The sequence below is a fragment of the Mycobacterium sp. TY814 genome, from assembly GCF_030755175.1.
GTDB lineage: Bacteria > Actinomycetota > Actinomycetes > Mycobacteriales > Mycobacteriaceae > Mycobacterium.
Genome location: NZ_JAUFRY010000002.1, coordinates 1,136,741 through 1,161,705, shown reverse-complemented (window position 1 = coordinate 1,161,705; position 24,965 = coordinate 1,136,741). Strand labels below are relative to the sequence as shown.

Annotated in this window: 19 protein-coding genes; 12 read left to right on the top strand and 7 right to left on the bottom strand. The window is 69.7% G+C overall.

The window, feature by feature from the left end; genetic code table 11:
• Positions 1 to 271: 271 nt before the first annotated feature.
• Positions 272 to 2,257: an asparagine synthase (glutamine-hydrolyzing) gene (asnB, locus tag QXH22_RS18740; RefSeq protein WP_306276607.1), complete on the top strand. Its 1,986-nt coding sequence runs from the start codon at positions 272 to 274 to the stop codon at positions 2,255 to 2,257.
• Positions 2,258 to 2,279: 22 nt separating this feature from the next.
• On the opposite strand, the gene QXH22_RS18735 is transcribed toward asnB, so the two are convergent.
• Positions 2,280 to 3,254, bottom strand: a complete 975-nt coding sequence (locus tag QXH22_RS18735) for a carbohydrate kinase family protein (RefSeq protein ID WP_306276606.1) — start codon at positions 3,252 to 3,254, stop codon at positions 2,280 to 2,282.
• Between the two features lie 189 nt (positions 3,255 to 3,443).
• Here QXH22_RS18735 and QXH22_RS18730 point away from each other — a divergent pair, with 189 nt between their 5' ends.
• A complete protein-coding gene (locus QXH22_RS18730; RefSeq protein ID WP_306276605.1) occupies positions 3,444 to 4,115 on the top strand; it encodes a hypothetical protein in 672 nt (223 codons plus the stop codon).
• On the opposite strand, the gene QXH22_RS18725 is transcribed toward QXH22_RS18730, so the two are convergent.
• Entirely contained in the window at positions 4,112 to 4,468 is a 357-nt protein-coding gene (locus QXH22_RS18725) for an iron-sulfur cluster assembly accessory protein (RefSeq protein WP_065133487.1), read from the bottom strand. The two genes, QXH22_RS18730 and QXH22_RS18725, sit on opposite strands and share 4 nt — an antisense overlap.
• Before the next feature lie 89 nt (positions 4,469 to 4,557).
• Positions 4,558 to 5,634: a glycerate kinase gene (locus tag QXH22_RS18720; RefSeq protein WP_306244114.1), complete on the bottom strand. Its 1,077-nt coding sequence runs from the start codon at positions 5,632 to 5,634 to the stop codon at positions 4,558 to 4,560.
• A gap of 158 nt (positions 5,635 to 5,792) precedes the next feature.
• Between QXH22_RS18720 and QXH22_RS18715 the strand changes: the two genes are divergently transcribed.
• From QXH22_RS18715 to QXH22_RS18700, 4 genes are read left to right on the top strand one after another with little or no spacing between them, the layout of a single operon-like run.
• Positions 5,793 to 6,467, top strand: a complete 675-nt coding sequence (locus QXH22_RS18715) for a DUF3043 domain-containing protein (protein WP_306240008.1) — start codon at positions 5,793 to 5,795, stop codon at positions 6,465 to 6,467.
• Between the two features lie 14 nt (positions 6,468 to 6,481).
• A complete protein-coding gene (locus QXH22_RS18710) occupies positions 6,482 to 7,015 on the top strand; it encodes a bifunctional adenosylcobinamide kinase/adenosylcobinamide-phosphate guanylyltransferase (RefSeq protein ID WP_306240007.1) in 534 nt (177 codons plus the stop codon).
• Complete coding sequence (gene cobT, locus QXH22_RS18705; RefSeq protein ID WP_306276604.1) at positions 7,012 to 8,082, top strand: nicotinate-nucleotide--dimethylbenzimidazole phosphoribosyltransferase; 1,071 nt, start codon at positions 7,012 to 7,014, stop codon at positions 8,080 to 8,082. The genes QXH22_RS18710 and cobT overlap by 4 nt, the downstream gene beginning before the upstream one ends.
• Entirely contained in the window at positions 8,079 to 8,819 is a 741-nt protein-coding gene (locus QXH22_RS18700; RefSeq protein ID WP_306276603.1) for an adenosylcobinamide-GDP ribazoletransferase, read from the top strand. The genes cobT and QXH22_RS18700 overlap by 4 nt, the downstream gene beginning before the upstream one ends.
• Positions 8,820 to 8,870: 51 nt before the next feature.
• Here QXH22_RS18700 and QXH22_RS18695 read toward each other — a convergent pair whose 3' ends face one another.
• Positions 8,871 to 9,977: a branched-chain amino acid aminotransferase gene (locus QXH22_RS18695; RefSeq protein WP_306276602.1), complete on the bottom strand. Its 1,107-nt coding sequence runs from the start codon at positions 9,975 to 9,977 to the stop codon at positions 8,871 to 8,873.
• 54 nt (positions 9,978 to 10,031) lie between these two features.
• Positions 10,032 to 11,135, bottom strand: a complete 1,104-nt coding sequence (gcvT, locus tag QXH22_RS18690; RefSeq protein WP_306240002.1) for a glycine cleavage system aminomethyltransferase GcvT — start codon at positions 11,133 to 11,135, stop codon at positions 10,032 to 10,034.
• Between the two features lie 260 nt (positions 11,136 to 11,395).
• On the opposite strand from gcvT, the gene QXH22_RS18685 reads away from it, so the two are divergent.
• From QXH22_RS18685 to QXH22_RS18665, 5 genes are all read left to right on the top strand, one after another.
• The gene (locus tag QXH22_RS18685) at positions 11,396 to 12,697 is read left to right on the top strand and encodes a PAS domain S-box protein (protein ID WP_306276601.1); all 1,302 of its coding nucleotides are present in this window, start codon (positions 11,396 to 11,398) and stop codon (positions 12,695 to 12,697) included.
• Between the two features lie 553 nt (positions 12,698 to 13,250).
• A complete protein-coding gene (locus tag QXH22_RS18680) occupies positions 13,251 to 18,725 on the top strand; it encodes a PE family protein (RefSeq protein ID WP_306276600.1) in 5,475 nt (1,824 codons plus the stop codon).
• A gap of 93 nt (positions 18,726 to 18,818) precedes the next feature.
• Positions 18,819 to 19,067, top strand: a complete 249-nt coding sequence (locus QXH22_RS18675; RefSeq protein WP_306276923.1) for a PE family protein — start codon at positions 18,819 to 18,821, stop codon at positions 19,065 to 19,067.
• A 119-nt stretch (positions 19,068 to 19,186) separates the two neighbouring features.
• On the top strand, positions 19,187 to 20,296 hold the full coding sequence (locus QXH22_RS18670) for an adenylate/guanylate cyclase domain-containing protein (RefSeq protein WP_306276922.1): 1,110 nt from the start codon (positions 19,187 to 19,189) through the stop codon (positions 20,294 to 20,296).
• Positions 20,297 to 20,469: 173 nt separating this feature from the next.
• Positions 20,470 to 22,020, top strand: coding sequence for a leucyl aminopeptidase (locus QXH22_RS18665; RefSeq protein ID WP_306276599.1), 1,551 nt, complete (start codon positions 20,470 to 20,472; stop codon positions 22,018 to 22,020).
• Positions 22,021 to 22,077: 57 nt separating this feature from the next.
• Here QXH22_RS18665 and QXH22_RS18660 read toward each other — a convergent pair whose 3' ends face one another.
• Positions 22,078 to 22,542, bottom strand: coding sequence for an SRPBCC family protein (locus tag QXH22_RS18660; RefSeq protein WP_306276597.1), 465 nt, complete (start codon positions 22,540 to 22,542; stop codon positions 22,078 to 22,080).
• Positions 22,543 to 22,694: 152 nt separating this feature from the next.
• Here QXH22_RS18660 and QXH22_RS18655 point away from each other — a divergent pair, with 152 nt between their 5' ends.
• Positions 22,695 to 23,039 carry an aminopeptidase gene (locus QXH22_RS18655; RefSeq protein WP_306276596.1) on the top strand — a complete coding sequence of 115 codons (345 nt, stop codon included), beginning with the start codon at positions 22,695 to 22,697 and terminating at the stop codon, positions 23,037 to 23,039.
• Here QXH22_RS18655 and QXH22_RS18650 read toward each other — a convergent pair.
• Positions 23,036 to 24,817 (bottom strand): SDR family oxidoreductase, encoded by a 1,782-nt coding sequence (locus QXH22_RS18650; RefSeq protein ID WP_306276595.1) that lies wholly within the window; start codon positions 24,815 to 24,817, stop codon positions 23,036 to 23,038. The genes QXH22_RS18655 and QXH22_RS18650 overlap by 4 nt on opposite strands.
• Between the last annotated feature and the right edge of the window lie 148 nt (positions 24,818 to 24,965).

The window sequence follows — 24,965 nt, the reverse complement described above, 5'->3', positions numbered from 1 at the left end:
GAGACGACGGGACAGGCCCCGCGCCTTTCCGGAACGATGCCCAGACCTGCTCTGCGACAAGCTCTGCGAACTGTCTTGCCCGCGACGTGTCACGTTGACGCCTCCTGTATCGCAAGCTGTGCCGACTGCGTTCGGCTAACTCGGATGTCGAATACTACGCAGCGTAGACCACGCCGCTCCCCCGGGCGACTGCCTGGTCACCACGACCCGCCGGGCGCGGCACGCACGGCGACCCGACAAGGTGCCGGGGACTGCGGCATACTGGGGCGCCGTGTGTGGATTGTTGGCCTTCGTCGCTGCTCCCCCGGGTCAGGACGGCCCCGCCGGAGCCGATGCTGCCGCAGCTCATGCCGCCGAGGCTGATGGTGCGATCGCCCGCGCATCGCACCTGATGCGCCATCGTGGACCCGACGAACCGGGCACCTGGGCCGACCCTGACGCGGACGGTTCGGTGGTGTTCGGGTTCAACCGGCTGTCCATCATCGACATCGCCCATTCGCACCAGCCGCTGCGCTGGGGACCACCGGAGTCCCCCGAGCGCTACGTCCTGGTGTTCAACGGCGAGATCTACAACTACCTGGAGTTGCGCGAGGAATTGCGCACGCAGCACGGCGTGGTCTTCGCCACCGACGGCGACGGGGAGGCCATTGTCGCCGGTTTCCATCACTGGGGCACCGCCGTGCTTAACCGGTTGCGCGGGATGTTCGCGTTCGCCCTGTGGGACACCGTCACCCGGGAGTTGTTCTGCGCCCGCGATCCGTTCGGCATCAAGCCGCTGTTCATGGCGACCGGCGCCGGGGGCACCGCGGTGGCAAGCGAAAAGAAGTGCCTGCTCGACCTGGCCGACCTGGTCGGCTTCGACGCCGGGGACTCCGGGATCGACGAACGCGCGGTGCAGCACTACACCGTCCTGCAGTACGTGCCCGAACCCGAAACCCTGCACCGTGGCGTACGTCGGCTCGAATCGGGCTGTTACGCCCGGATCCGTCCGGGTTCGGCCCCGGTGGTCACCCGCTACTTCGTGCCACGGTTCACCGCGGTCCCGATCACCTCGGGCACCGAACAGGCCCGCTACGACGAGATCACCGCGGTTCTCGAGGATTCGGTGGCCAAGCACATGCGTGCCGATGTCACCGTCGGGTCGTTTCTGTCCGGCGGCATCGACTCCACGGCCATCGCGGCGCTCGCGATCCGGCACAACCCCCGGCTCATCACCTTCACCACCGGATTCGAGCGTGAGGGCTTCTCTGAGCTCGACGTCGCGGTGGCATCGGCCGAGGCAATCGGAGCGCGGCACATCGCCAAGGTGGTCAGTGCCGAGGAGTTCGTGGGCGCGCTGCCCGAGATCGTGTGGTACCTCGACGAGCCGGTCGCCGACCCCGCGCTGGTGCCGTTGTTCTTCGTCGCCCGCGAGGCGCGCAAGCACGTCAAAGTGGTGCTGTCGGGTGAAGGCGCCGACGAACTGTTCGGCGGCTACACGATCTACCGGGAGCCGCTCTCGCTCAAACCCTTCGACTACCTGCCCCGGCCGCTGCGACGGTCGATGGGCAGGGTGTCCAAGCCGCTGCCGGAAGGAATGCGCGGCAAGAGCCTGCTGCACCGGGGATCGCTGACGCTCGAAGAGCGCTACTACGGCAATGCCCGCAGTTTCTCCGACGCGCAGCTACGCGATGTGCTGCCCCGCTTCCGGGAGGACTGGACCCACACCGACGTCACGGCCCCGGTGTATGCCGAGTCGGCGGGTTGGGACCCGGTCGCGCGGATGCAGCACATCGACCTGTTCACCTGGCTGCGCGGCGACATCCTGGTCAAGGCCGACAAGATGACCATGGCGAACTCATTGGAGCTGCGGGTGCCGTTCCTGGACCCCGAGGTGTTCGCTGTGGCCTCGCGACTGCCGTACCAGGCCAAGATCACCCGCACCACCACCAAGTACGCGCTGCGGCGCGCGCTGGCGCCCATCGTGCCCGCACATGTGCTCAACCGGCCCAAACTCGGGTTCCCGGTTCCGATCAGGCATTGGCTGCGCGCCGGCGAGCTGCTGGAGTGGGCCTACGAGATGGTCGACACGTCGCAGGCCGGCCACCTGGTGGACCTGGCCGCGGTCCGCCGGATGCTCGACGAACACCGGGTGGGCAGCAGCGATCACAGCCGCCGGCTGTGGACGATGCTGATCTTCATGCTGTGGCACGCGATCTTCATCGAGCACAGCGTGGTGCCGCAGATCAGCGAGCCTGTCTATCCCGTCGAGCTGTAAGGCCGCGCCCAAGCCCCCGGGCTCAGGCGAGCACCGCGGAGATCTCGGCCGCCGCGTCGTCACCGTAGGCGCCGGCCAGCCGGGCGGTCGCGCTCGCACGGTCCCACTCCCAGTTCTGGGTCCCGGTGGACTCCAGCACCAGCACCGCGACCAGCGACCCGAGCTGAGCCGAGCGCTCCAGGCTCAGGCCCGCGCTGCGTCCGGTCAGGAAGCCGGCGCGGAATGCGTCGCCGACGCCGGTGGGGTCGGTCTGGCTGGTTTCCGGCACCACGCCGACGTGCACCTTGGCGCCGTCACGCTCGAAGATGTCGACACCGTCAGCGCCGAGTGTGGTAACCCGCAGATCCACCTGGGCCATCACGTCGGCCTCCGTCCAGCCGGTCTTGGACAGCAGCAGGTCCCATTCGTAGTCATTGGTGAACAGGATGGCGGCGCCATCGATGAGCTGCTTGATCTCCTCACCCGACAGGCGGGCCAGCTGCTGGGAGGGGTCGGCGGCGAAGGCCAGCCCGAGTTTGCGGCACTCCTCGGTGTGCAGGAACATCGCCTCGGGGTCGTTAGCCCCGACGATCACCAGCTCCGGCGTACCGATCGCCGAAACCACGTCGGCCAGCTTGATGTCACGCGCCTCGGACATGGCGCCGGGGTAGAACGACGCGATCTGAGCCATGTCGACGTCGGTGGTGCAGGTGAAGCGCGCCGTGTGCGCGGTCTCCGAGAGCAGGACGTGGTCGCAGTTGACGCCGTGGGACTTCAGCCAGTCCCGGTAGTCGGCGAAGTCGCCACCGGCGGCGCCGATCAGCGCGACGTCACCACCGAGCACACCGATGGCGAACGCCATGTTGCCGGCCACTCCGCCGCGGTGCACCACCAGGTCGTCGACCAGGAAGCTCAGCGACACCTTGTGCAGGTGCTCGGGCAGCAGCTGCTCGGAAAACTTGCCGGGGAAGCGCATCAAATGGTCTGTCGCAATCGAACCGGTCACCGCGATGGTCACGAAAAATCCACCCTTCGTTAGTCAGTCGTCTAGCCTCTCACGAACGTCATGCGGCGACGAACGCTGCCGACGTCCGAGGCGGCCCGCAGCCCTTGCGCTAGCCTGCCTAGAGACTCACTCGGTTGCCGCGGCTGGACATTCGGACGGCAACCCGCTTGTCGCCTCGTCCCCCAGCGTAGGAGAACAACGATGGCCGGTCCGCACCCACCGAACCCCGCTGTGGGTGCCGACGGAGCGCAACAGCCGCAGCCATATCCCGAGACCGGACCAAACCCGTCCGGCACCGTGGAATTTCCGCACAACGAACCGCAGTTCGGGCCCGGCAATGCAGGGGGTCCCCCGGCCGGTTATGCCGGTCCGCCGCCGTATCAGAAGCGACGGCCCAAACGGCTGCTCATCGGGTTGTTGCTGGCGGTCGCGCTGGTGGCCGGACTGACTACCGCGATCGTGTACGGGGTGCGCACCAACGGCGCCAACGCCGGCAGTGCGGTGTCGGAAGCCTCGGCCAAGACCGCGATCCAGAGCTATCTCAACGCTCTGGCGCACAAGGACATCGACGCGATCGAACGCAACACGCTGTGCGGCCTGTACGAAGCCGTCAAGGACAAGCGCTCCGACCAGGCTCTGGCCAAACTCAGCAGCGATGCGTTCCGGAAGCAGTTCTCCGAGGTCGAGGTGACGGCGATCGACAAGATCGTCTACCTGTCGCAGTACCAGGCTCAGGTGCTGTTCAGCATGCAGGTGACGCCCGCCGCCGGCGGACCGTCACGCGGGCCGGTCCAGGGCATCGCCCAGCTGTTATTCCAGCGTGGACAGATCCTGGTGTGTTCCTATGTGCTGCGCACCGCCGGTCAGTATTAGTTGAACGAGTCCCCACACGCGCACGAACCGGTGGCGTTGGGGTTGTCGATCGTGAAGCCCTGCTTCTCGATGGTGTCGACGAAGTCGATCGATGCGCCTTCGACGTACGGGGCGCTCATCCGGTCCACCGTCAGCGTCACGCCGCCGAATTCCACGGTCAGGTCGCCGTCGAGGGTGCGGTCGTCGAAGAACAGGTTGTACCTCAGGCCGGCGCATCCGCCCGGCTGCACCGCGATGCGCAGCGCCAGGTCGTCACGTCCCTCCTGGTCCAGCAGGGACTTCGCCTTCGCAGCAGCGGCCTCGGTCAGGATCACGCCGTGGGTCGCGGCGGTCGGCTCGTTCTGCACCGTCATTGCTTCTCCTACATGCTCATCGTCGGGTGGGGCCTATCCAGCTTTAAGCCAGGTATGAGTCTGGGGCCTGCTCACGAGAACCCACTACGTCAACGGTACCCCGGCGGGCCGCTATTCCCGAGTCGCGCGGCCGTCTCCGAGGCCAGCCCCATCAGCTGATTGGCGGCGTCAGCCAGCGCCAGCCGCACCGAACCGGCGTATTCGCTCATGGCCAGCGCGGACATGATGCCCGATACGCGGGTGGTCGACTTGTCCACCGACACCTGACCGGCCAGCACGATCACCGGGATGCCGAGGGGACGGGCGGCGGCCGCGATCTCGCCGACCACCTTTCCGTGCAGCGACTGCTCGTCGAAATGGCCCTCACCGGTGACGATCATGTCCGCATCGTCGAGGTCATCGGCGAAATTGGTCAGTTCGGCGAAGATCGCCGCGCCCGATTCACACCGGCCGCCCAGCGCGAGCAGCCCGGCCCCGAGCCCGCCGGCGGCACCCGCACCCGGCTCCGCGCTCACGTCCCGGCCCGCGACGGTGTCCAGCACCAGTGCCCATGCCTCCAGCCGGCTTTCCAGCTTGGCGACCGTCGCGGCGTCGGCACCCTTCTGCGGCGCGAACACCCGGGCCGCGCCCCACGGACCCAGCAGCGGATATTCCACGTCTGAGGCGGCAATCACGTCGATACCGGACAACCATTGGCGGGCGGTGTCCAGGCCGCCCAGCTCGTCGACCATCCCCTGGCCCCCGTCGGTACAGGCGCTGCCGCCCAACCCGACCACGATCCGCACCGCGCCCGCCTTGAGCGCTGCGGCGATGAGCTGGCCCACTCCCCTGCTGTGGGCGGCCAGCGCGGTCTCCGGCGTCGGCGGCCCGTCCAGCAAGGCCAGACCGCAGGCCTGGGCGCATTCCAGATAGGCCGTGCGGGACCGCTCGTCGAACACCCAGCGGGCGTTGACCTCGGCGTCCAGCGGCCCGGACACGCGCAGCCGTCGTAACCCGCCGATCCGGCTGGCCAACACCTCGACGAACCCGGGGCCGCCGTCGGATTGCGGCGCGACGATGAAGGAGTCACCGGGGCGGGAACGGGTCCAGCCCGTGGCGATCGCGGCGGCGGCCTCTACCGCGGACAGGCTGTCGCCATAGCAGTCCGGAGCGACCAGCACCCGCATCGCGGGCAGCTGTAGCCTGCCGGGCCCGAAGCCACCGGCATTCCCACCCCCCGCCTGCGCCCCGTTCATCACAGGCCAGCGTAGGTGTACACGCAGTTCACCGTACGCAATACAGCCGCAATTAAGCAGGCTCACATCGGCGAAGTAACCTGACGACTGTGAAGCTGCTGGGCCGCAACAAGGATCATGACGAGGACGACGACGCTTCGGCCGCGCCGGAGCAGGGTTCTGTGACAGCGGAGACGGTGGCTCGCGGGGCGCGAACCGGCCCCAAAGGTCGTCCCACACCCAAGCGCAACCAGGCTCGGGGCAGGAAGGGCCCGGTGGCACCGGCGCCGATGACGGCGTCCGAGGCGCGGGCCCGCCGCAAGTCCATGTCCGGACCGAAGCTCAGCCGCGAAGAGCGCCGTGCCGATCGCCTGGCCAGCCGGGCCAAGATGTCCGAGCGCCGGGATCGGATGATGGCCGGCGAGGAGGGCTACCTGCTGCCGCGCGACCAGGGGCCGGTGCGGCGCTATGTCCGCGATGTGGTGGACGCGCGGCGCAATGTGCTCGGCTTGTTCATGCCGTCGGCCCTGGCACTGCTGGCGTTCATGTTCGCGTTGCCACAGCTGCAGTACTACATGTCCCCGATCATGCTGTTGTTGATGGCACTGATGACGATCGACGGGATCATCCTGAGCCGCAAGGTGGGCAGGCTGGTAGACGCGAAGTTCCCCAAGAACACCGAAAGTCATTGGAAATTGGGCATTTACGCCGCGGGTCGCGCCTCGCAGATGCGTCGGATGCGCGCTCCCAGGCCGCAGGTCGAACGCGGTGCCCATGTCGAATGACCAGCTGACCTGACGTGCGCACGCTGGTACTCGGCGGCATCAGGTCGGGCAAGTCCCGGTGGGCGGAAGACGCGATCGCGAACGCGCTGGCCCCGGATCAGCCGGTCCGCTATCTGGCCGCCGGCGCGTCGGTCCGGGTCGACCCGGACTGGCTGGCGCGCATCGCCAAGCATCGCGCCCGCCGCCCCGGACACTGGACGACAGAGGAAACCGGCGACGTCACCCGCGTTCTGCAGCAGCCGCCCGCGGTTCCGACCCTGGTCGACGATCTGGGCACCTGGCTCACCGGCACCCTGGACGACCACCAGGGGTGGGACGGCGGCTCGGTGGACGAACCGGTCGAGCAACTACTGCGCGCGGTCGGCGCCTTCGAGTCGACGCTGGTGCTGGTCAGTCCGGAGGTAGGGCTGACCGTCGTGCCCGCTAGCGCATCGGGACGGCGCTTCGCCGATGAGTTGGGCAGTCTCAACCAACGGGTCGCAGCGCTGTGCGACCGGGTGGTGCTGGTGGTCGCCGGACAGCCGCTGACGATCAAGACGCCGACATGATCGGGTTCGCACCGGTGTCGCCGCCCGACGCCGACGCCGCGACCGCCGCCCGTGCCCGGCAGGACACTCTCACCAAGCCGCGGGGCGCGCTGGGCCGGCTGGAAGACCTGTCGGTCTGGGTCGCCGCGTGCCAATCCCAATGCCCGCCAAGGCAATTCGACCGGGCGCGGGTGGTGGTCTTCGCCGGCGACCACGGCGTCACCCGGTCCGGCGTGTCGGCTTACCCGGCCGAGGTGACCGCGCAGATGGTCGCGAACATCGCCGCCGGCGGAGCGGCGATCAACGCGCTGGCCGACATCGCCGGCGTGACGGTGCGGGTCGTCGATCTGGCCGTCGACGTCGATGAGCATCTGATCGGGGAGTCGGACAAGTTCAGCGACAAGATCCGTCGCGGCAGCGGCGACATCGCCGTCGAAGACGCGCTGTCCGACGAAGAGACGGCGCGGGCCATCGTGGCGGGTCAACAGATCGCCGACGACGAGGTGGACGCCGGCGCCGATCTGCTCATCGCCGGCGACATGGGCATCGGCAACACCACCCCGGCCGCGGTTCTGGTGGCGGCACTGACGAACACCGAACCGGTGGCGGTGATCGGTTTCGGGTCCGGGATCGACGATGCCGCCTGGTCGCGCAAAACGGCAGCGGTCCGCGATGCCCTCTTCCGGGCCAGGTCGATCGCCGACGACCCGGTGGCCCTACTGCGCTGCTGCGGTGGCGCGGACTTCGCGGCGATGGCCGGCTTCTGCGCGCAGGCGGCGATCCGGCGCACCCCGGTGCTGCTCGACGGCATGGCGGTGACGGCCGCGGCGCTGGTCGCCGAACGGTTGGCACCGGGCGCCCGGCAGTGGTGGCAGGCCGGTCACCACTCCACCGAGCCCGGTCACACGCTGGCGTTGGCGGCTCTCGAATTGGAGCCCATCGTCGACCTGCGGATGCGCCTGGGCGAGGGCACCGGTGCTGCGGTGGCGTTGCCGGTGCTCCGGGCGGCAGTGGCCACCTTGTCCGCGATGTCGACGTTCACCGAGGCCGGAGTGTCGGGCGCGATCACTCCGCCGGACCCCGCGTGATCCGTTCGCTGGCAACCGCTTTCGCGTTCGGCACGGTGCTGCCAGTTCCGGGATCGGCAACCGGCCCGATGGGTCGCGGCGCACTGACGGCACTGCCGGTGGTGGGCGCCGCACTCGGCGCGCTGGCCGCGGCGGTGGCGTGGGGCGCCGCGGCAGCGTTCGGGCATTCCAGCACACTTCCGGGGTTACTCGCCGTGGCGTCGTTGCTGCTGGCCACCCGCGGTCTGCACATCGACGGCGTGGCGGACACGACGGACGGGCTGGGCTGCTACGGACCCCCGCAGCGGGCCTTGTCGGTGATGCGCGACGGCACGTCCGGACCGTTCGGGGTCGCGGCCGTCGTCCTGGTGATCGCCCTGCAAAGTGCCGCCTTCACGGCGCTGAGTGCACCGGCGATCGTTCTGGCGGTGTGCGCCGGCCGGGTGAGCGCGGTACTCGCCGGTCACCGGTCGGTTCCGGCGGCCGAGGGCAGCACACTGGGCGTTCAGGTCGCGGAAAGCCAACCGGGGTGGGTGGTGGTGGCATGGCTGGTCGCGTTGCTTGCCGGCTCGGTGGTGGCAGGTCCGCGGCCGTGGCAGGGGCCGGTAGCGGTGGTCGTTGCCGTGTGTTGCGGGGCGGTTCTGGTCAGGCACTGCGTGCGCCGGTTCGGCGGCATCACCGGCGACGTGCTGGGGGCCGCGATCGAGCTGACGACGACGGTGTGCGCGGTGACGCTGGCCGGGCTGGTGCGCTTCTAACGGCGCCGTCACGGCGCCGAGCGTGCCGTTCACGGCGCCGAGCGAGGCCGACTAGCCCAGTCGCGACATCCAGCCGTGGGTGTCGGCGAACGTGCCGCGCTGGATCCCCGTCAAGGTGTCCCGCAACGCCATCGTGACCTCGCCGGATTCGCCATCGGCGATGGTGAACTCGCCGTCGCCGTACTTCACCCGCGAGACCGGGGTGATAACAGCCGCGGTGCCGCAGGCGAATACCTCGGTGATCTCGCCGGAGGCCGCCTTCTTCTCCCACTCCTCGATATCGATCTTGCGCTCTTCGACGGTGAAGCCGGCATCAAGCGCCAACTGCAACAACGAGTCTCGGGTGATCCCGGGCAGCAGCGAACCGGACAACTCGGGAGTGACCAACCGTGCGGAGCCGCCGCTGCCGAGCACGAAGAACAGGTTCATCCCGCCCATCTCTTCGACATAGCGCCGTTCCACGCCGTCCAGCCACACCACCTGATCGCAGCCGTGCTCGGCGGCTTGCGCCTGGGCCAGCAGCGACGCGGCGTAGTTCCCGCCGAACTTGGCCGCACCGGTGCCGCCCGGGCTGGCGCGCACGTACTCGGTCGACACCCAGACGGTGACGGGACTGATGCCACCCTTGAAGTACGCGCCGGCCGGTGATCCGATCAACAGGTACCGGTATTCTTTCGCCGGCCGCACGCCCAGGCCGGGCTCGGTGGCGATCATGAAGGGCCGTAGGTAGAGCGCCTCTTCGCCGCCGGCCTTGGGCACCCACTGGTTGTCGACGGCGATCAGCTGGCGCAACGACTCGAGGAACAGCTCGTCGGGCAGCTCCGGCATCGCGAGCCGGCGCGCCGACGCACGCATTCGGGCGGCGTTGGCGTCGGCCCGGAACGCGACGACGGAACCGTCGGCCCACCGGTACGCCTTCAGGCCTTCGAAAACCTCCTGCGCGTAGTGCAGCACGATGGCTGACGGATCCAGCTCAATCGGGCCGTATCCGAGGACGCGGGCGTTGTGCCATCCCCGTCCCTCGACATAGTCGATCGAGACCATGTGGTCGGTGTGGAATTTGCCGAAGCCGGGGTCTGCGAGGATCGCTACCCGCTCGGCCTCGGTGGCGGGATTTGCCGCGCGCGAAACCGTGAACTCGAGGGGGCCGCTGGTCATGGGGGTGATTCTATAACCGTGCGCGAACGGGTTTTTGCCACGCGCATCGGCGGCCTACCGCGTTTTCAGCTCGACGAACGGCGGACGTACCACTTCACACTCGACCGCGCGGCCCCGGACATCGACGGTGATTTGCTGGCCGTCCTGCACTCCAGCGTCGGAGTCGATCAGCGCCAGCGCGATCCCCAGCTGCAGCGTCGGCGAGAAAGTGCCGGACGTGGTGGTGCCCACGGGCTTGTCGCCGTCGAGCACCGTCAGTCCCGGCCGCAACACCCCGCGGCCGGTGGTACGCAGACCGCGCAGCAGCCTGCGCGGCCCGGCTTCCTTCTCGGCGAGCAACGCGTCACGGCCGAAGAACGCGTCCTTCTTCCAGCCGATCGCCCAGCCGCAGCGAGCCTGCAGCGGCGAGATGTCCAGCGACAGTTCATGTCCGTGCAGCGGGTAGCCCATCTCGGTGCGCAGGGTGTCGCGCGCACCCAGACCCGCAGGTTGACCCCCGGCGTCAGCGACCGCCGCTACCAGCGCGTCGAACACGACCCCCGCCGAATCCCACGGCGGCAGCAGCTCGTAGCCGTGCTCGCCGGTGTAACCCGTGCGGCAAACCCGCACCGGCACATTCGAATAGGTCGCATCCGCGTAGCCCATGTAGTCCATTTCGGTCGGCAGCCCGAGCGCGGCAAGGACCTCAGTGGACCGGGGCCCCTGCACGGCGAGCACCGCATAGTCGCGGTGCAGGTCGGTGATGGCGAGGTCGGCCGGTGCCGCGGCCTGCAGCGCCGCCACCACCGCGGCGGTGTTGGCGGCATTGGGCACCAGGAAGATCTCGTCGTCGTCGACGTAGTAGGCGATCAGGTCGTCGATGACACCCCCGGATTCGTTGCAGCACAACGTGTACTGCGCCTTGCCCGGGCCGATGCGGCGCAAGTCGTTGGTGAGTGCGGAGTTCACGAACTGCGCCGCACCCGGGCCTCGGACCAGCGCCTTGCCCAGGTGGCTCACATCGAACAGACCGACGGCGTTGCGGGTGGCGTTGTGCTCGCCGACGGTTCCGGCGTACGACACCGGCATCAGCCAGCCACCGAACTCGGCGAAACTCGCACCGAGCTCGCGATGACGGTCTTCCAGCGGTCCCTTGAGCAACTCCGGCGCATCGGTCACGGCCGTCACCCTAGTCGGGCGACGATGCGGGCCGCCAAAGGCCCGTTGAGGAGCACGACCATCGCCGCAGTCGTGCGACGATGCGGGCCGGCAAAGGTGTGAGGCGCAACGACGACGCCACCTCGGACATTGCCGAAAAGCTTCGTTTGTCTCGTTCAGCGCCAGATCTGCTGTTCCCGCGCCATACTCACTCACAGGACCGTGGCAAAGGCCCCACCGGATCCTCCATCTCGCAGTCCGACGGCCGCAGGAGGGAGTGCATGGACTCGCCGGTTCTGAACAATCAACCAGCCATCACCGCTTTGTCTGACGCCGACGATGCGCGGAGGCCAGATCACTTGCCGCGCCAGATGGTGGAGGCCTGCGTCGGCCTGGATTCGAACGGGCGGGTGCTGGAGTGGAATGGCGCCGCGGTCGCGATGTTGGGCTGGACGCCAGAGGAAGCGGTGGGCCGGCAACTGACCGAGATCGTGGGAGTCTGCGATGGCGAGCACAGCGATTGGGCGTTGCAGGAACTGCTGGACTATGTGCACACCGATCAGGCACCGGTGGTCGGCAACGTCGTTGCGCACGTCGTGCAAGCAAAAGACGGCAGCAACCTACCGGTAGAAGTGTTCGTCACCGCGGTCCGTTCCGGCCCGGACGTGAGGCTGCATGCCCTCATTCGGGACATGACCGCGGTTTCGGAGACTCGAACCCGTCAGGGCGATACCGAGGCCATCTTCAAGGCCGTGTTCGATAGCGCTCCCATTGGTATTGCCGTTGTCGGCCTCGACGGCAGCTTCCGGTGGGTCAACCAGCAGCTGTGCCGGATCACCGGATACGACGAGCGGGAACTGACCCAGCTGACGTTCCAAGACATCACGTTCCCCGACGATCTCGACTCTGACGTCCATGAAGCCACCCGGCTCCTGCACGGTGAGATCAGCAGTTATCAAATGGACAAGCGCTATTACGCCAAGGATGGACACCTCATCTGGATCCATCTCTCGGGTTCGATGGTGCGTGACGCGGATGGTCAGCCTCTGCACTTCATCGCCCTCGTTGAGGACATCTCCGCACGCAAACGCGACGAAGAACTGCTCAGGCAGCAGGCAACTCGCGATCCTCTGACCGGAGTTCTCAATCGCGCGCGATTCACCGAGGAACTGGCCCGCTATGGAGCGCTACTCAGTCGAGATGGCCACGAGGACGAGGCGGCGGTGTTCATGATCGACCTCGACGGCCTCAAGCGAATCAACGACCAGTACGGCCATGCCGCGGGAGACAGCTACATCAAGAGCGTGGCCCAGATCATCAGCCGCCAACTGCGCCTGTCTGATGTATTTGCCCGCATTGGCGGGGATGAGTTCGCCGCACTACTACCGCATACGTCCGCCGAGAAGGCTCAGGAGCTAGCCCACACGCTGGTTGAGCGGGTACGGACCCACTCCCCTGGAAGTGTCACCATCGGCGTGAGCGTGATGGCTGCTGGGCAACCGGGCAGCGACGCTCTGCAACGTGCGGACCAAGCCCTCTATCGGGCGAAGCAACACGGCGGCGGATACGCTTGCGAGCCCTGACGCCAGCCATGTTCTCTTTTCGACTGCTGCGACCCGAACTGACGACTGTGCCGGTGTGACCGCTCCCGCCCCGTCCGCCGCGCGGGCTTCATCCTCGCGGTCCATAGCGTCGCCGGTGCACCGTGATCCTGCTTATCACCGGCTCCACCGGCCTGCGGGCAGTGTCGATCCCGGCTCGCGTCGGTGCGGGTACGACCCGCGCGAATGTTCATAGTGCCTTCACTGCCGGCCGAATTGTATGCACTTTGCACATATCGATGAATAATAGATTTCGATATCCTCAACTGTTTGGCAAGCCCCGACAAGCGTGTAGCGAGGTTGATTTGTCATCCACCCCGCGCCGGCGAGTCGGATCGACTCGCCGCTCAAAATAAATCCAAAAACCCTCGGGCACAGGCTTACTCGCTCCGCGTCACGTCCCAGCGACGAGAATGTTGTGGAGAAATATTTGACTCGAGGAAAACGTTCGTATTTGTCTATCGTTTCGGTTTAAGCTCTGATCCGATTCGGCTTATGTCTCAGTTTGAGACTCTTTCCTCTATGTGGGGTTCCAATGTCGTTTGTGTTTGTTTCACCGGAACTGCTCAGCTCGGCGGCTGCTGATGTCGAGAGCATCGGGGCTGCGCTGGCGCGGGCTCAGGTGGTCGCGGCGGGGCCGACCGCCGGTGTCATCAGTGCGGCGGCCGATGAGGTGTCGACGGCGATCGCGGCGCTGTTCTCTGCGCATGCGGTGGACTACGGCAAGGTCGCCGCGCAGGCTCTGGCTTTTCGTGAGCAGCTGACACAGACCCTGGCGGCCAACGCGAGTTCCTACGCGAGGGCAGAGGCTGCGGCCGCGTCACCGTTGCAGGCCATCGAGCAGAGCGTGCTGGGTGTGGTCAACGCACCGACCAACGCTCTACTCGGGCGGCCGTTGATCGGTGATGGTGCCAGTGGCGCCGCGGGTTCTGGGCAGGCTGGCGGCGCTGGGGGGTTGTTATGGGGCAATGGTGGTAACGGTGGGTCTGGGGCGGCCGGTCAGGCCGGCGGCGCGGGCGGGGCTGCCGGGTTGATCGGCAACGGCGGGGTCGGTGGTGCCGGCGGGGCCGGTGCAATCGGCGGGGCGGGCGGCAACGGCGGCTGGTTGTTCGGCAATGGCGGCAGTGGTGGTGTCGGGGCTGCGGGGTTCGCCGGGGGTGCTGGCGGGTCGGCGCTGTTGTGGGGCTCTGGTGGTGCGGGTGGTGCCGGTGGCGCCGGGGCTGGGGCTGGCGGCGGGGGTAATGGTGGTGCGGGTGGTGCTGGGGGCTGGCTGGCCGGAAACGGCGGTGCGGGCGGCGCGGGTGGTGCTGGGGGGTCGGGGGTGCTCGGCGGCCTGGGTGGCAACGGCGGTGCTGGGGGTGACAACCGGTCGGTGGTGGGCTTTACCGGGGGCGCCGGCGGGGCCGGCGGGGCCGGCGGGGCGGGTTTGGCGGGTGCTGACGGGCAGACTGCGGGCGCAATCGGCGATATCGGTGGTGCCGGCGGTAACGGTGGTAGCGGTGGGGCGGGCGGCGCCAACGCCGGATTGTTCGGTGCGGGTGGCTTACTGGGGTCCGGTGGTGTCGGTGGGGTCGGTGGGGCCGGTGGGGCCGGCGGTACCGGCGGTGCCGGTGCTAGTGGTGTCGGCTACGGATTTGCCGGGGGCACCGGCGGCGAGGGAGGTGCCGGCGGTAGCTCCGGGATTGGCGGGGCCGGCGGAACCGGTGGGTTGCTGGGCAGCGGCGGGCTTGCCGGGCATGCGGGCACCGGTGGCCAGGGCGGAACCGGTGGTGTGGGCGGTGCCGGCGACGCCGGCAGCGCCGGCAAAAGCGGCGGGGCCACCGGTGGGACCGGATTGAGCGGCGGAGCCGGCGGGCGTGGCGGTGTGGGTGGCAGTGCTGGGGATGCCAGCGGCGTCAACGGCAGCGGCGGAACGGGCGGCCGCGGCGGCACCGGCGGCGACGGCGGCGACGGCGGTCAGGGCATCCCTGAACTCGGGCTTGGCGCCGGAAGAGGTGGCGACGCCGGGGCTGGCGGCAAGGGCGGCACCGGCGGCGCCGCCGGCAGCGGTCCGGGTGCAGCGGGCAGTGTCGGCGGCGGCGGTCAGGGCGGCACGGGCGGGGCCGGCGGTTCGGGTGCCGCCGGAATCAGCAGTGGCAGCACAGGCGGCGGCGGCGGGACGGGTGGCGGCGGGACGGGTGGCGGCGGTTCGGGTGCCGGCGGTTCGAGTGGCGGCGGTTCGAGTGGCGGCGGTCCGGGTACCGGCGGAATCAGCAGTAGCAGCACAGACGGCGGTGCCGGCGGGACAGGTGGTGCCGGAGGTCAGGGTGGTGATGCCGGCGGTGCCGGCGGGACCAGCGGCAACGGCGGCACCGGTGGCCGGGGTGGCCTCGGCGGTGCCGGCGCCACCGACTTCAACGTGGTCGGCGGTGTCGTCGGCCCCGGCGGAACCGGCGGTGCCGGCGGTGCGGCCGGCGCTGGTGGCGCGGCAGGCGTGATCGGCACCGGCGGGATTGCCGGCAGCGGTGGAACCGGTGGCTCCGGCGGCACCGGCGGTGCCGGCGGCGACGCCGTGACGGGCTCCGGTCAGTCCGGCGGCGTCGGCGGACGCGGTGGTGCCGGCGGTAGCGGGGGTGCATCGGGCGGGGTCAACGGCGCAAACGGTGACGGCGGTACCGGCGGCCAAGGCGGCATCGGCGGCAACGGCGCCAAGGGGTTCACCGGCGGTCTGGGAGGTAACGGCGGCCAGGGCGGAACCGGCGGCGCCGCAGGCGCCGGCTCCGGTATCGCGGGCAAAGCCGGCGACGGTGGCCAGGGCGGAACTGGCGGCACGGGCGGTGCCGGGCTCAACGGCAGCGCCGGCAGTTCCGCCGGCGCCACCGGCGGGGTCGGCGGCCAGGGCGGCGGTGGCGGGACCGGAGGCCAAGGCGGTGCCGCCGGTGGGACCACCGGCACCAACGGCGCCGGCGGAACCGGGGGCCAGGGCGGCAACGGCGGCAACGGCGGCACAGGCGGCCCCGACCTCGGACTCGGCGCCGGTACCGGCGGCGCCGGCGGTGGCGGTGGCGCCGGCGGGGTCGGCGGAGCGGCCGGCAGCGGACCTGGAACAGCGGGCGCGGTAGGCGCCGGCGGTCAGGGCGGCGCAGGCGGCAACGGTGGTGACGGAGCCACCGCCCTCAGCTCGTCCGGAAACGAGGGAGGCGCTGGTGGTAACGCCGGGGACGGCGGTCAGGGCGGCAACGCCGGTGGGCCTGGCGGGGTCAGTGGCAGCGGGGGTAAGGGCGGCCTAGGCGGCGCGGGCGGTGCCGGCTCCAACGGCGTCAACAACGTGTTGGGCTCGGTCGGCACCGGGGCCACCGGCGGTACCGGCGGACGCGGCGGTGACGGTGGTGCGGTGGGCGCGGTCGGCGCTGGTGGCGCCGCCGGCAGTGGTGGCGCCGGCGGTAGCGGTGGCACCGGTGGCGCGGGCGGCAATGGAACACCGGGCACCGGCGATGCGGCCGGAGAGGGCGGACGCGGCGGCGCGGGCGGCACCGGCGGCAACTCCGGCGGCATAGGCGGCACCAACGGAGCCGGCGGAAACGGCGGACAAGGCGGCGTCGGCGGCACCGGGGCCCTCGGCAAGGCTGACGCCGGCACCGGAGGCGGCACCGGCGGTGCCGGCGGCGGTGGCGGTCAGGGCGGCACTGGCGGCGCGGCGGGCAGCGGCGCAGGCGGCGCGGGCATCGCAGGCAGCGGCGGCAAGGGCGGTGCCGGTGGTACTGGTGGAGCTGGTGCCGTGGGCGACTCTGTCGGTAGCGGCGGCGTTCTTGGCAGTCCCGGCAATCCAGGTGGCCAGGGCGGTGCCGGTGGGAACGGTGGTCTTGGCGGTGACGCTGGTGGGGCTGGCGGGGTCAATGGCAGCGGTGGTGTCGGCGGTGACGGCGGCGTGGGTGGTGTCGGTGGCGATGCCGCGGTGACCGGTACCGGAGGCCGCGGAGGCAATGGCGGTGCGGCGGGTCTCGGCGGCGCGGCTGGCACCGTTGGTACCGGCGGAACCGATGGGCATACGGGTACTGGCGGCACCGGCGGGACGGGCGGTAAAGGCGGGGCCGGTCTGGCCGGCGGCACCGGCATCCCGGGCACCTCGACGTCGGTGGCCGGCAACGGCGGCAACGGCACTGCTGGTGGCAATGGCGGCCAAGGCGGCGCCGGTGGCAGCGCGGCCGCCGGTGGTGTCAACGGCAAGGGTGGTGCCGGCGGGCAAGGTGGCGCCGGCGGCAGTGGCGGTCAAGGCGGTAGCGACGGCGGTGCCGGTGCCGGCAATGGCGGCAACGGCGCGGCCGGTGGGGCTGGTGGGGCCGGTGGCGCGGCCGGCGACGGCGCAGGATCTGCGGGCAGCGAGGGCGCCGGTGGCGCCGGTGGCAATGGTGGAGCCGGGGGTGCGGGCGCTGACGGTCGCATCAGCAGCACTGCGGGCATCGCCGGCGGTGACGGAGGCTCCGGGGGCGTCGGCGGTGACGCCGGTGCCGGTGGCTCCGGCGCCACGGTGGGCAACGCCGGGATCGGCGGCGCTGGCGGGGCCGGCGGTAAGGGCGGCAACGGCATGAGCGGCCAGGCCGGGGTGGCCGGCACCGCCACGCTGGTCGGAGGCGATGGCGGTAGCGGCAGCGCCGGCGGCAAGGGCGGCAACGGCGGCGCCGGCGGCAGCGCTGGCGCCGGGGGCGTTAACGGCAGCGGCGGTGCCGGGGGTGCCGGGGGTAGGGGCGCTAACGGCGGCCACGGTGGTGCCGACGGCGGACTGGGCGCAGGCAGCGGCGGCGACGGAGGCGCCGCGGGTAGCGGCGGAAACGGCGGCGCGGCGGGCAGCGGCGTCGGCGCCGCCGGTGGCGTGGGCCAGGGCGGCCAGGGCGGCCAGGGCGGCCAGGGCGGTACCGGCGCGAACGCAGCGGCGGCCACCGGGCACGCCGGAGGTGCCGGGGGGCGGGGTGGAGCCGGCGGCGGCGGCGGCAGCGCCGGTAGCGCGACCGGGGTCAACGGCAGCGGGGGTGCCGGCGGACAGGGCGGCAACGGCGGCAATGGCGGCTCCGGCACCGCCGACACCGGTACCGGTGGCGGCGCAGGCGGCAAAGCCGGAGCGGGCGGGGCCGGCGGCAACGGCGGGGCAACCGGCGCCATCGGCCAAGGAGCCGGCGGCGGGGCCGGCGGCAACGGCGGCACGGGCGGCACCGGCGGTTCGGGCGCGGACTCCTCGAATTGGTCGTTCTTCAGCGGAGGCTTCGACGGTGGTTCCGGCGGTGACGGCGGTGCCGGCGGTACCGGCGGCAGCGGTGGCGCCGCAGGAGTCGGCAGCACCAACGGCGCCGGTGGAACCGGTGGGGGCGGCGGGGCGGCCGGTTCCGGCGGCAACGGGGCGCCCGGCCCCCAAGCCGACTTCAGCGGACGCAATGGCGGCGACGGCGGCCAGGGCGGGATCGGTGGCACCGGCGGAGCCGGTGGCCAAGCAGGCGCTGGTGCCGGAACAGCCGCCGCCGGCGGCGCCGGTGGCTTCGGGGCGGCCGGGGGTCAGGGCGGCCAGGGCGGCGTCTCCGGATCCGACGGCGCAAACGCCGGGGGTCATGGCGGAAAGGGCGGCGCCGGCGGTGGCGGTGGCCAGGGCGCGGCCGGGGTGGCAGGCGGAGCAGCCGGGGCCGGCGGAACGGCCGGTGACGGCGGCAACGGCGGTCATGGCGGCGCCGGGAATTTTGGCGGCAACTACGGGCCTGGCGGCAGCGGCGGCGCCGGCGGTCAAGGCGGCACCGGAGGCGACGCCGGCACCGCCAGCGGCGCAGGTCCCGGCGCCGGCGGCGGTAAGGGCGGCAACGGCGGAGATGGCGGCGACGGCGGCACCCAACCACCAGGACAGACCGGCGGCATCGGCGGCAATGGCGGCCACGGCGGAACCGGAGGCACCGGCACCGGCGGACAACCCAACGGCACCGGCGGCACCGGCGGCGCCGGCGGCACCGGAACCGGCATCAACAACGGTGGGCAAAACGGCAACCCGGGCTAAGCCGGCTGCGGGAGGCAAGACCCCGAGTCCAACTGCTCGGACTCTTCGGGCTGGTGGTGAAAACAAGAGAGAAGTACATCAAGGTCGTTCGTCATCGCATCGTCGGATCTCGTGGCACTAGCAGCTTCGCTTTTGGCGCGGCTTGGATCTGCCGTCCGCCTAGCCGATATGACGGCAGCACCGGCTACCACCGCACTGGCGCCGGCCGCCGCGGACGAGGTCTCGGCCTTGATTGCGGCGTTGTTCGACGATCACGCCAGCCAGTACCAGGTACTGAGTCGCGAACTGGGCGGCCTGCACCAGCAATTCGTACAAAGCGCCAACGTCGCGGCAGAGGCCTAAGCAGGCGCCGAACCAGGGGGCTATCGAAAGGCCCGCCAAGAGGCCCGCGTATGGAGACGCACAACCTCACTCAAACCCGTAGCAGCTGGCACACTTGGGCGGTGTTCGATTGGGATGCGATGGAAGCCGCCGGAATCGCCAACCCGCGGGAGCGCGCCGATCTCATCAAGTACCTCGACGACCTCGGATTCACGCTCGACGAGATGGTGGAGGCCGAACGCCGGGGCCGGTTGTTCGGGCTGGCTGGCGACGTGCTGCAGTGGTCCGGCGCCCCGATATACACCGTGGCAGCAGCGGCCGACCAACTCGGATTGACCGCCGGACAGGTCGCGCACGCCTGGGGGTTGTTGGGTCTGACCTTCGCCGGCCCCGACGTGCCGGTGTTCAGTCAGGCCGACGTTGACGCCCTGGCGACCTGGGTGGGGTTGAAGGCGGTCGTGGGCGAGGACGGGGCGCTGGGCCTGCTGCGGGTCCTCGGCGCCGCGATGGCCCGGCTCGCCGAGGCGGAGTCCACGCTGATCCGCGCCGGCACCCCGGACATCCAGATGACGCACACCAACGACGAGTTCGCTACGGCGCAGGCCTACCGATCGGTTGCCGAGTTCGTTCCGCGGATCGGGGCGCTGATCGACATCGTGCACCGCCACCACCTGACCAGCGCGCGCACCCACTTCGAGGGCGTTATCCGCGACACGTCGTCGAGTGTGGTGTGCGGCATCGGTTTTGCCGACCTGTCGGGTTTCACTGCCCTCACCCAGGCGCTCACCCCCGCCCAGTTGTCGGAGTTGCTCAACGAGTTCGCCGGCGCGGTGTCGGACGTGGTCCACGCCGACGGCGGTCGGGTCGTGAAGTTCATCGGCGACGAGGTGATGTGGGTGAGCGCGTCGCCGGAGCAGCTCGCCAACGCCGCCGTTGATCTCGTCGAGCATCCTCAGGCACGCGCCGAGGGCCTGCAGGTCCGCGCCGGCCTTGCCTTCGGCACGGTCCTGGCGATCAACGGCGACTATTTCGGCAACGCAGTCAATCTGGCCGCGCGCCTGGTGGCCGCGGCGGCGCCGGGCCAGATCCTGACCGACGCGGCGCTGCACGAGCAGCTGCCAGATTGGCCCGCGAAACCGCACGGCCCGTTGACTCTGAAGGGTTTTGACGTCCCGGTGGCGGCTTTCGAGTTACGCGCCGCCAACGGCGGTGAGGACGCCGGCGACGTACGTACCCCTTGCGGTGCGTAGCCACGAACGTCACGGGTCGCATCCCGACTGTCCGACTCTCCCCTGCCAAGCGGAAGCTACCCCTAATCCGGCCGCCCACGCGCCCGGCATCGTCGCCCGACTCGACTCCATTTGTCGGACTCCTTATCCGGCCGCCCACGCGCCCGGCATCGTCGCCCGACTAAGTTAAGCCGGTGACCACCTCTGCTTCGGGCTACGCGGCCCCCACCGTCAACGTTGCGACATCCCTGCCTAAACGCGGTGTGGGTTCCTCAGTCCTGCTGGTACCGGTCGTCTCGACCGGCGACAAGGACGAGCCGGGAGCCACCGTCGCCGCCGGCACCGCACTGTTGCCCGCCGAGGCGGTGGCCGAGATCGAGGCCGGCCTGAAGGCGCTGGGCGCCACCGGCGGGTCCGAGCAGGTGCACCGACTGGTGGTGCCGTCGCTGCCGGTGGCCAGTGTGGCCACCATCGGCCTGGGCAAGAAGCGCGACGAGTGGCCGGCTGACCTGGTCCGTCGGGCAGCGGGGGCCGCGGCTCGATCGCTCGGCACCGCGGAAGCCGTGATCACCACGCTGGCCGAGCTGCCCGGCGACGGAAGCTGCGAGGCCGCCGTCGAGGGCCTCATCCTGGGCAGCTACCGGTTCAGCGCGTTCCGCAGCGCCAAGACCGCTCCCAAAGACGCCGGGCTACGCAAGATCACGGTGCTATCGACCGCCCGGGATGCCAAGAAGCGCAGCACGCACGGCGCGGCAGTCGCCGCCGCCGTGGCCACCGCCCGCGATTTCGTGAACACTCCGCCAAGTCACCTTTTCCCGGGCGAATTCGCTGCCCGCGCAAAGGCTTTGGGAGAATCAGCGGGCCTCGAGGTAGAGGTGCTCGACGAGAAGGCGCTGAAGAAGGCGGGCTTCGGCGGCCTGATCGGGGTGGGTCAGGGTTCTTCCCGGCCGCCCAGGCTGGTGCGGCTGATCCATCGCGGGTCGCGACTGGCGAAGAACCCGAAGCGGGCCAAGACGGTCGCCCTGGTCGGCAAGGGCGTCACCTTCGACACCGGCGGAATCTCGATCAAACCCGCCGCGTCGATGCACTACATGACCTCCGACATGGGCGGGGCGGCCGCGGTGATCGCGACGGTGGCGCTGGCCGCCCAGCTGCAACTGCCGATCGACGTGATCGCCACGGTGCCGATGGCCGAGAACATGCCGTCCGGCACGGCACAACGGCCCGGCGACGTGCTGACCCAGTACGGCGGCATCACCGTCGAGGTACAGAACACCGACGCCGAGGGCCGGCTCATCCTGGCCGACGCCATTGTGCGGGCGTGTGAGGACAAACCGGACTACCTGATCGAGACATCCACGCTCACCGGCGCGCAGACGGTGGCCCTCGGTGCCCGTATCCCCGGGGTGATGGGCAGCGAAGAGTTCCGCGACCGGGTCGCGGGGATCTCTCAGCGGGTGGGCGAAAACGGCTGGCCGATGCCACTTCCCGACGAACTCAAGGACGACCTGAAGTCGACAGTGGCAGACCTGTCCAACGTCAGCGGACAGCGTTTCGCCGGCATGTTGGTGGCCGGAGTGTTCCTGCGTGAGTTCGTCGCCGAGTCGGTGCAGTGGGCGCACATCGATGTGGCCGGACCTGCCTACAACACCGGCAGCCCATGGGGATGCACACCCAAGGGGGCAACCGGTGTTCCGACGCGGACGATGTTCGCCGTGCTCGAGGACATCGTCAGCAACGGGTAAGGGGCTAGCGCCATGGGCCCCGCGTCAGTTCGTCTACCGGATCGGCGACGCCCATGGCTACTTGACCTGGCTGGGATTGAGACGTTCGGCCAAAGCGCCGAGGCGCCACAGGCACTCACGGTTGCGCGGGTACACCGCCGCCAGCGCCATCTGGTCGGGCAGCAGGCGTGCCGGTCCGCTGACCGGCACCTCGATCATCTCGATCCGGCATCCGTCCGGAACATCGCTGAGCCGCAGCGTGATTCGAGCCGCGCCGAATAGTCCCAACCGGGCGTTGAGCACCAGTTCCGCACCGGGCGTGCAGCTCTCGACCTCGGTCTTGTCGTTGATCACCAATGGCCACACCCCCACCGAGTGCTTGATCGCCGAACCGGGCTCCGGCCAGTTTGCGTCGACGGCACGAGTCCGACTGTTGCCCACCACCCATTGGGTGTACGTCCAGCCGTTGGCGATGACGTCCCACACCGCCTGCCGCGACGCCGTCACGTCTCGGATCGTGGTCAATTCCTTCGTCAAAGTCATCACAGGTCCTTCCGCGTCGGAATCTCCACCGCGGAGTACCCCGGCCGCCGGAAAGTACCGCAACCGGGTCCTGGCAAACATTTTGCGGGTTTAACTCAAATCGGTGCGGCTATTACCCCGTCAGCAGGAAACTCCTCGGGAAAGGCCGAAAAGTGACTGTACGACGGTTGATCATCGCGGTGAGTGCCGTGCTCTTGGTGGCCGGCGTGATCGGCTTGCTGGTGCCGGTTCAGGTATCCAACAGCAACGGCGGAACGGTGTCATGCGGGAACGGATTCGCCACGGACCTCTCCGGAGCCCGGGCCGCCAATGACCGCAATGGAGCGAATATCCCGATCCTCAACGAGATCATCCCGCACACCGACTTCGTGGCTCAGTGCGAGTCCGCGGTGTCGGGCCGGCGGATGTGGACGATCCCGCTGACGGTGATCGGCATCCTCGGCGTAGCGGGGGCGCTGCTCGTGCGGCGCACCAGAGGCGCGCCGGTCGACATCTAGATCACTTTCATCCGCGCGGTGCTGCGCAATGCCTGGGGCAGCACCCGGGATACGCCATACAGCGCGTAGGCCTCGAAGGTAACCGGCCGGATCGGCTTGTTCTTCTTGACCGCGGACACGATCGCGTTGGCGACCTTGTCCGGTCCGTAGCTGCGCAGATCGAACATCTTGTCCAGCTGACCCCGCCGACCGTCGACCTTCTCGTCGTCCGGTGTGCCGGCGTGGAATTGGGTCGTCGCGATGATGTTTGTGTCGATGACACCGGGGCAGATCGTGGTCGGACCCACGTCGGCGGCATCGAGTTCGGCGCGCAGGCAGTCGGAGAACATGAACGTCGCCGCCTTCGACGTGCAGTACGCGCTGAGGGACTGCAGGGGTGCGTAGGCCGCCATCGACGACACGTTCACGATGTGCCCACCGGTGCCACGCTCGACCAGGCGCTTGCCGAATGCCCGGCAACCGTTCACCACCCCACCGAGGTTGACGTCCAGCACGCGGTCGAACTGCTCGGCCGGGGTGTCCAGGAAGCCGCCCGCCTGGCCGATGCCGGCGTTGTTGACCACGATGTCGGGCAGGCCGTGCTCCGCGCATACCCGCTCGGCGAACGACTCGACGGCATCGGCGTCGGAGACGTCGAGCACATAGGCGTGCGCGACACCGCCTCGCGCGGTGATCTGGGCGGCGGTCTCCTTGACGGTGGCCTCGTCGATATCGCTGATCACGACTTCGGCGCCCTCGCGCGAGAATGCGATCGCTGTTTCGCGACCGATGCCGCTTCCCGCGCCGGTGACCGACACCAACGTGTCGCCGAAGTAGCCCCGCGGGCGGCCCACCTGCGCCCTCAGCATCGCCCGGCTGGGCTGCTTGCCCTCGATCAGATCGGCGAAGTCGTGCACCGCCGCCGCCATCACCTGCGGATGCGACATCGGCGAGAAATGGCCCGCCCGGATGTCGCGCCGCCACAGCCGCGGCACCCAGCGCGCGGTCTCGTCGTATCCGTGCGGCCGGACGTACTTGTCCCTGGTGTTGACGATGAGCTGCACCGGCGTGTCGATGACGCGCACGCCCTGGCGGCGGAATGTGCCGGAAAACGAACGCCAGTAGTTCGCGGGATAGGTTTTCACCGAGGTCGCCGCGTCGCTGGGCAGCTTCTCGGAGTGGTGAATCTGCTCGACGGGGATGTTGTCGACGATGTTGCGCCGCACCGCCGCCCTCGACAGCGCCAGCCGCAGCAGCAGCGGCGCCAGTACCGGTACCGAGAAGAAGGCCATGTAGGTCAGCCGCAGCACCTGGCTGATCGCCTGAGTGAGCTTGCGGACCCGCCAGGGCTGGCGCAGAGCACCGAAGATGAAGCTGACCAGCTGGTCCTGCGCCGGGCCTGACACCGAGGTGAAGGATGCCACCCGGTCTGCTGCGCCGGGCCGGCCCAGGTAGTCCCAGACCGCCACCGAGCCCCAGTCGTGGGCCAGCACGTGCACCGGCTGTCCGGGGCTCAACTCGCTGATCACCGCGGCGAAGTCGTCGGCCATCCGGGCGGTGCTGTAAGCCGATACCGGTTTGGGCGCCGACGACAGGCCGACCCCGCGGTTGTCGAACCGCAGGATCCGGAACCGTTGTGCCAGCAACGGCACGACGCCGTCCCACAACACATGTGAGTCCGGCCAGCCGTGCACCAGCACCACGGTTGGCCCTTCGCGATTGCCCTCTTCGTAGACCGCAATCCGGACACCGTCCGCGCTGTCGACGAACTGTTGGGGTGCATGTTGTGTTGCCGGCATCAAACCTCCGCACCTGCCACGCGTAATTGGGATCGATTCGGGAACCAGTGGCCACACGGTAGCAAGGCCGACTGTCACGACACGCACCCCAAGTCGCCGCGCCCTGAATGTGGGTGGCTGGTGGCAGAGTGAAAGGATAGGTTTTGAC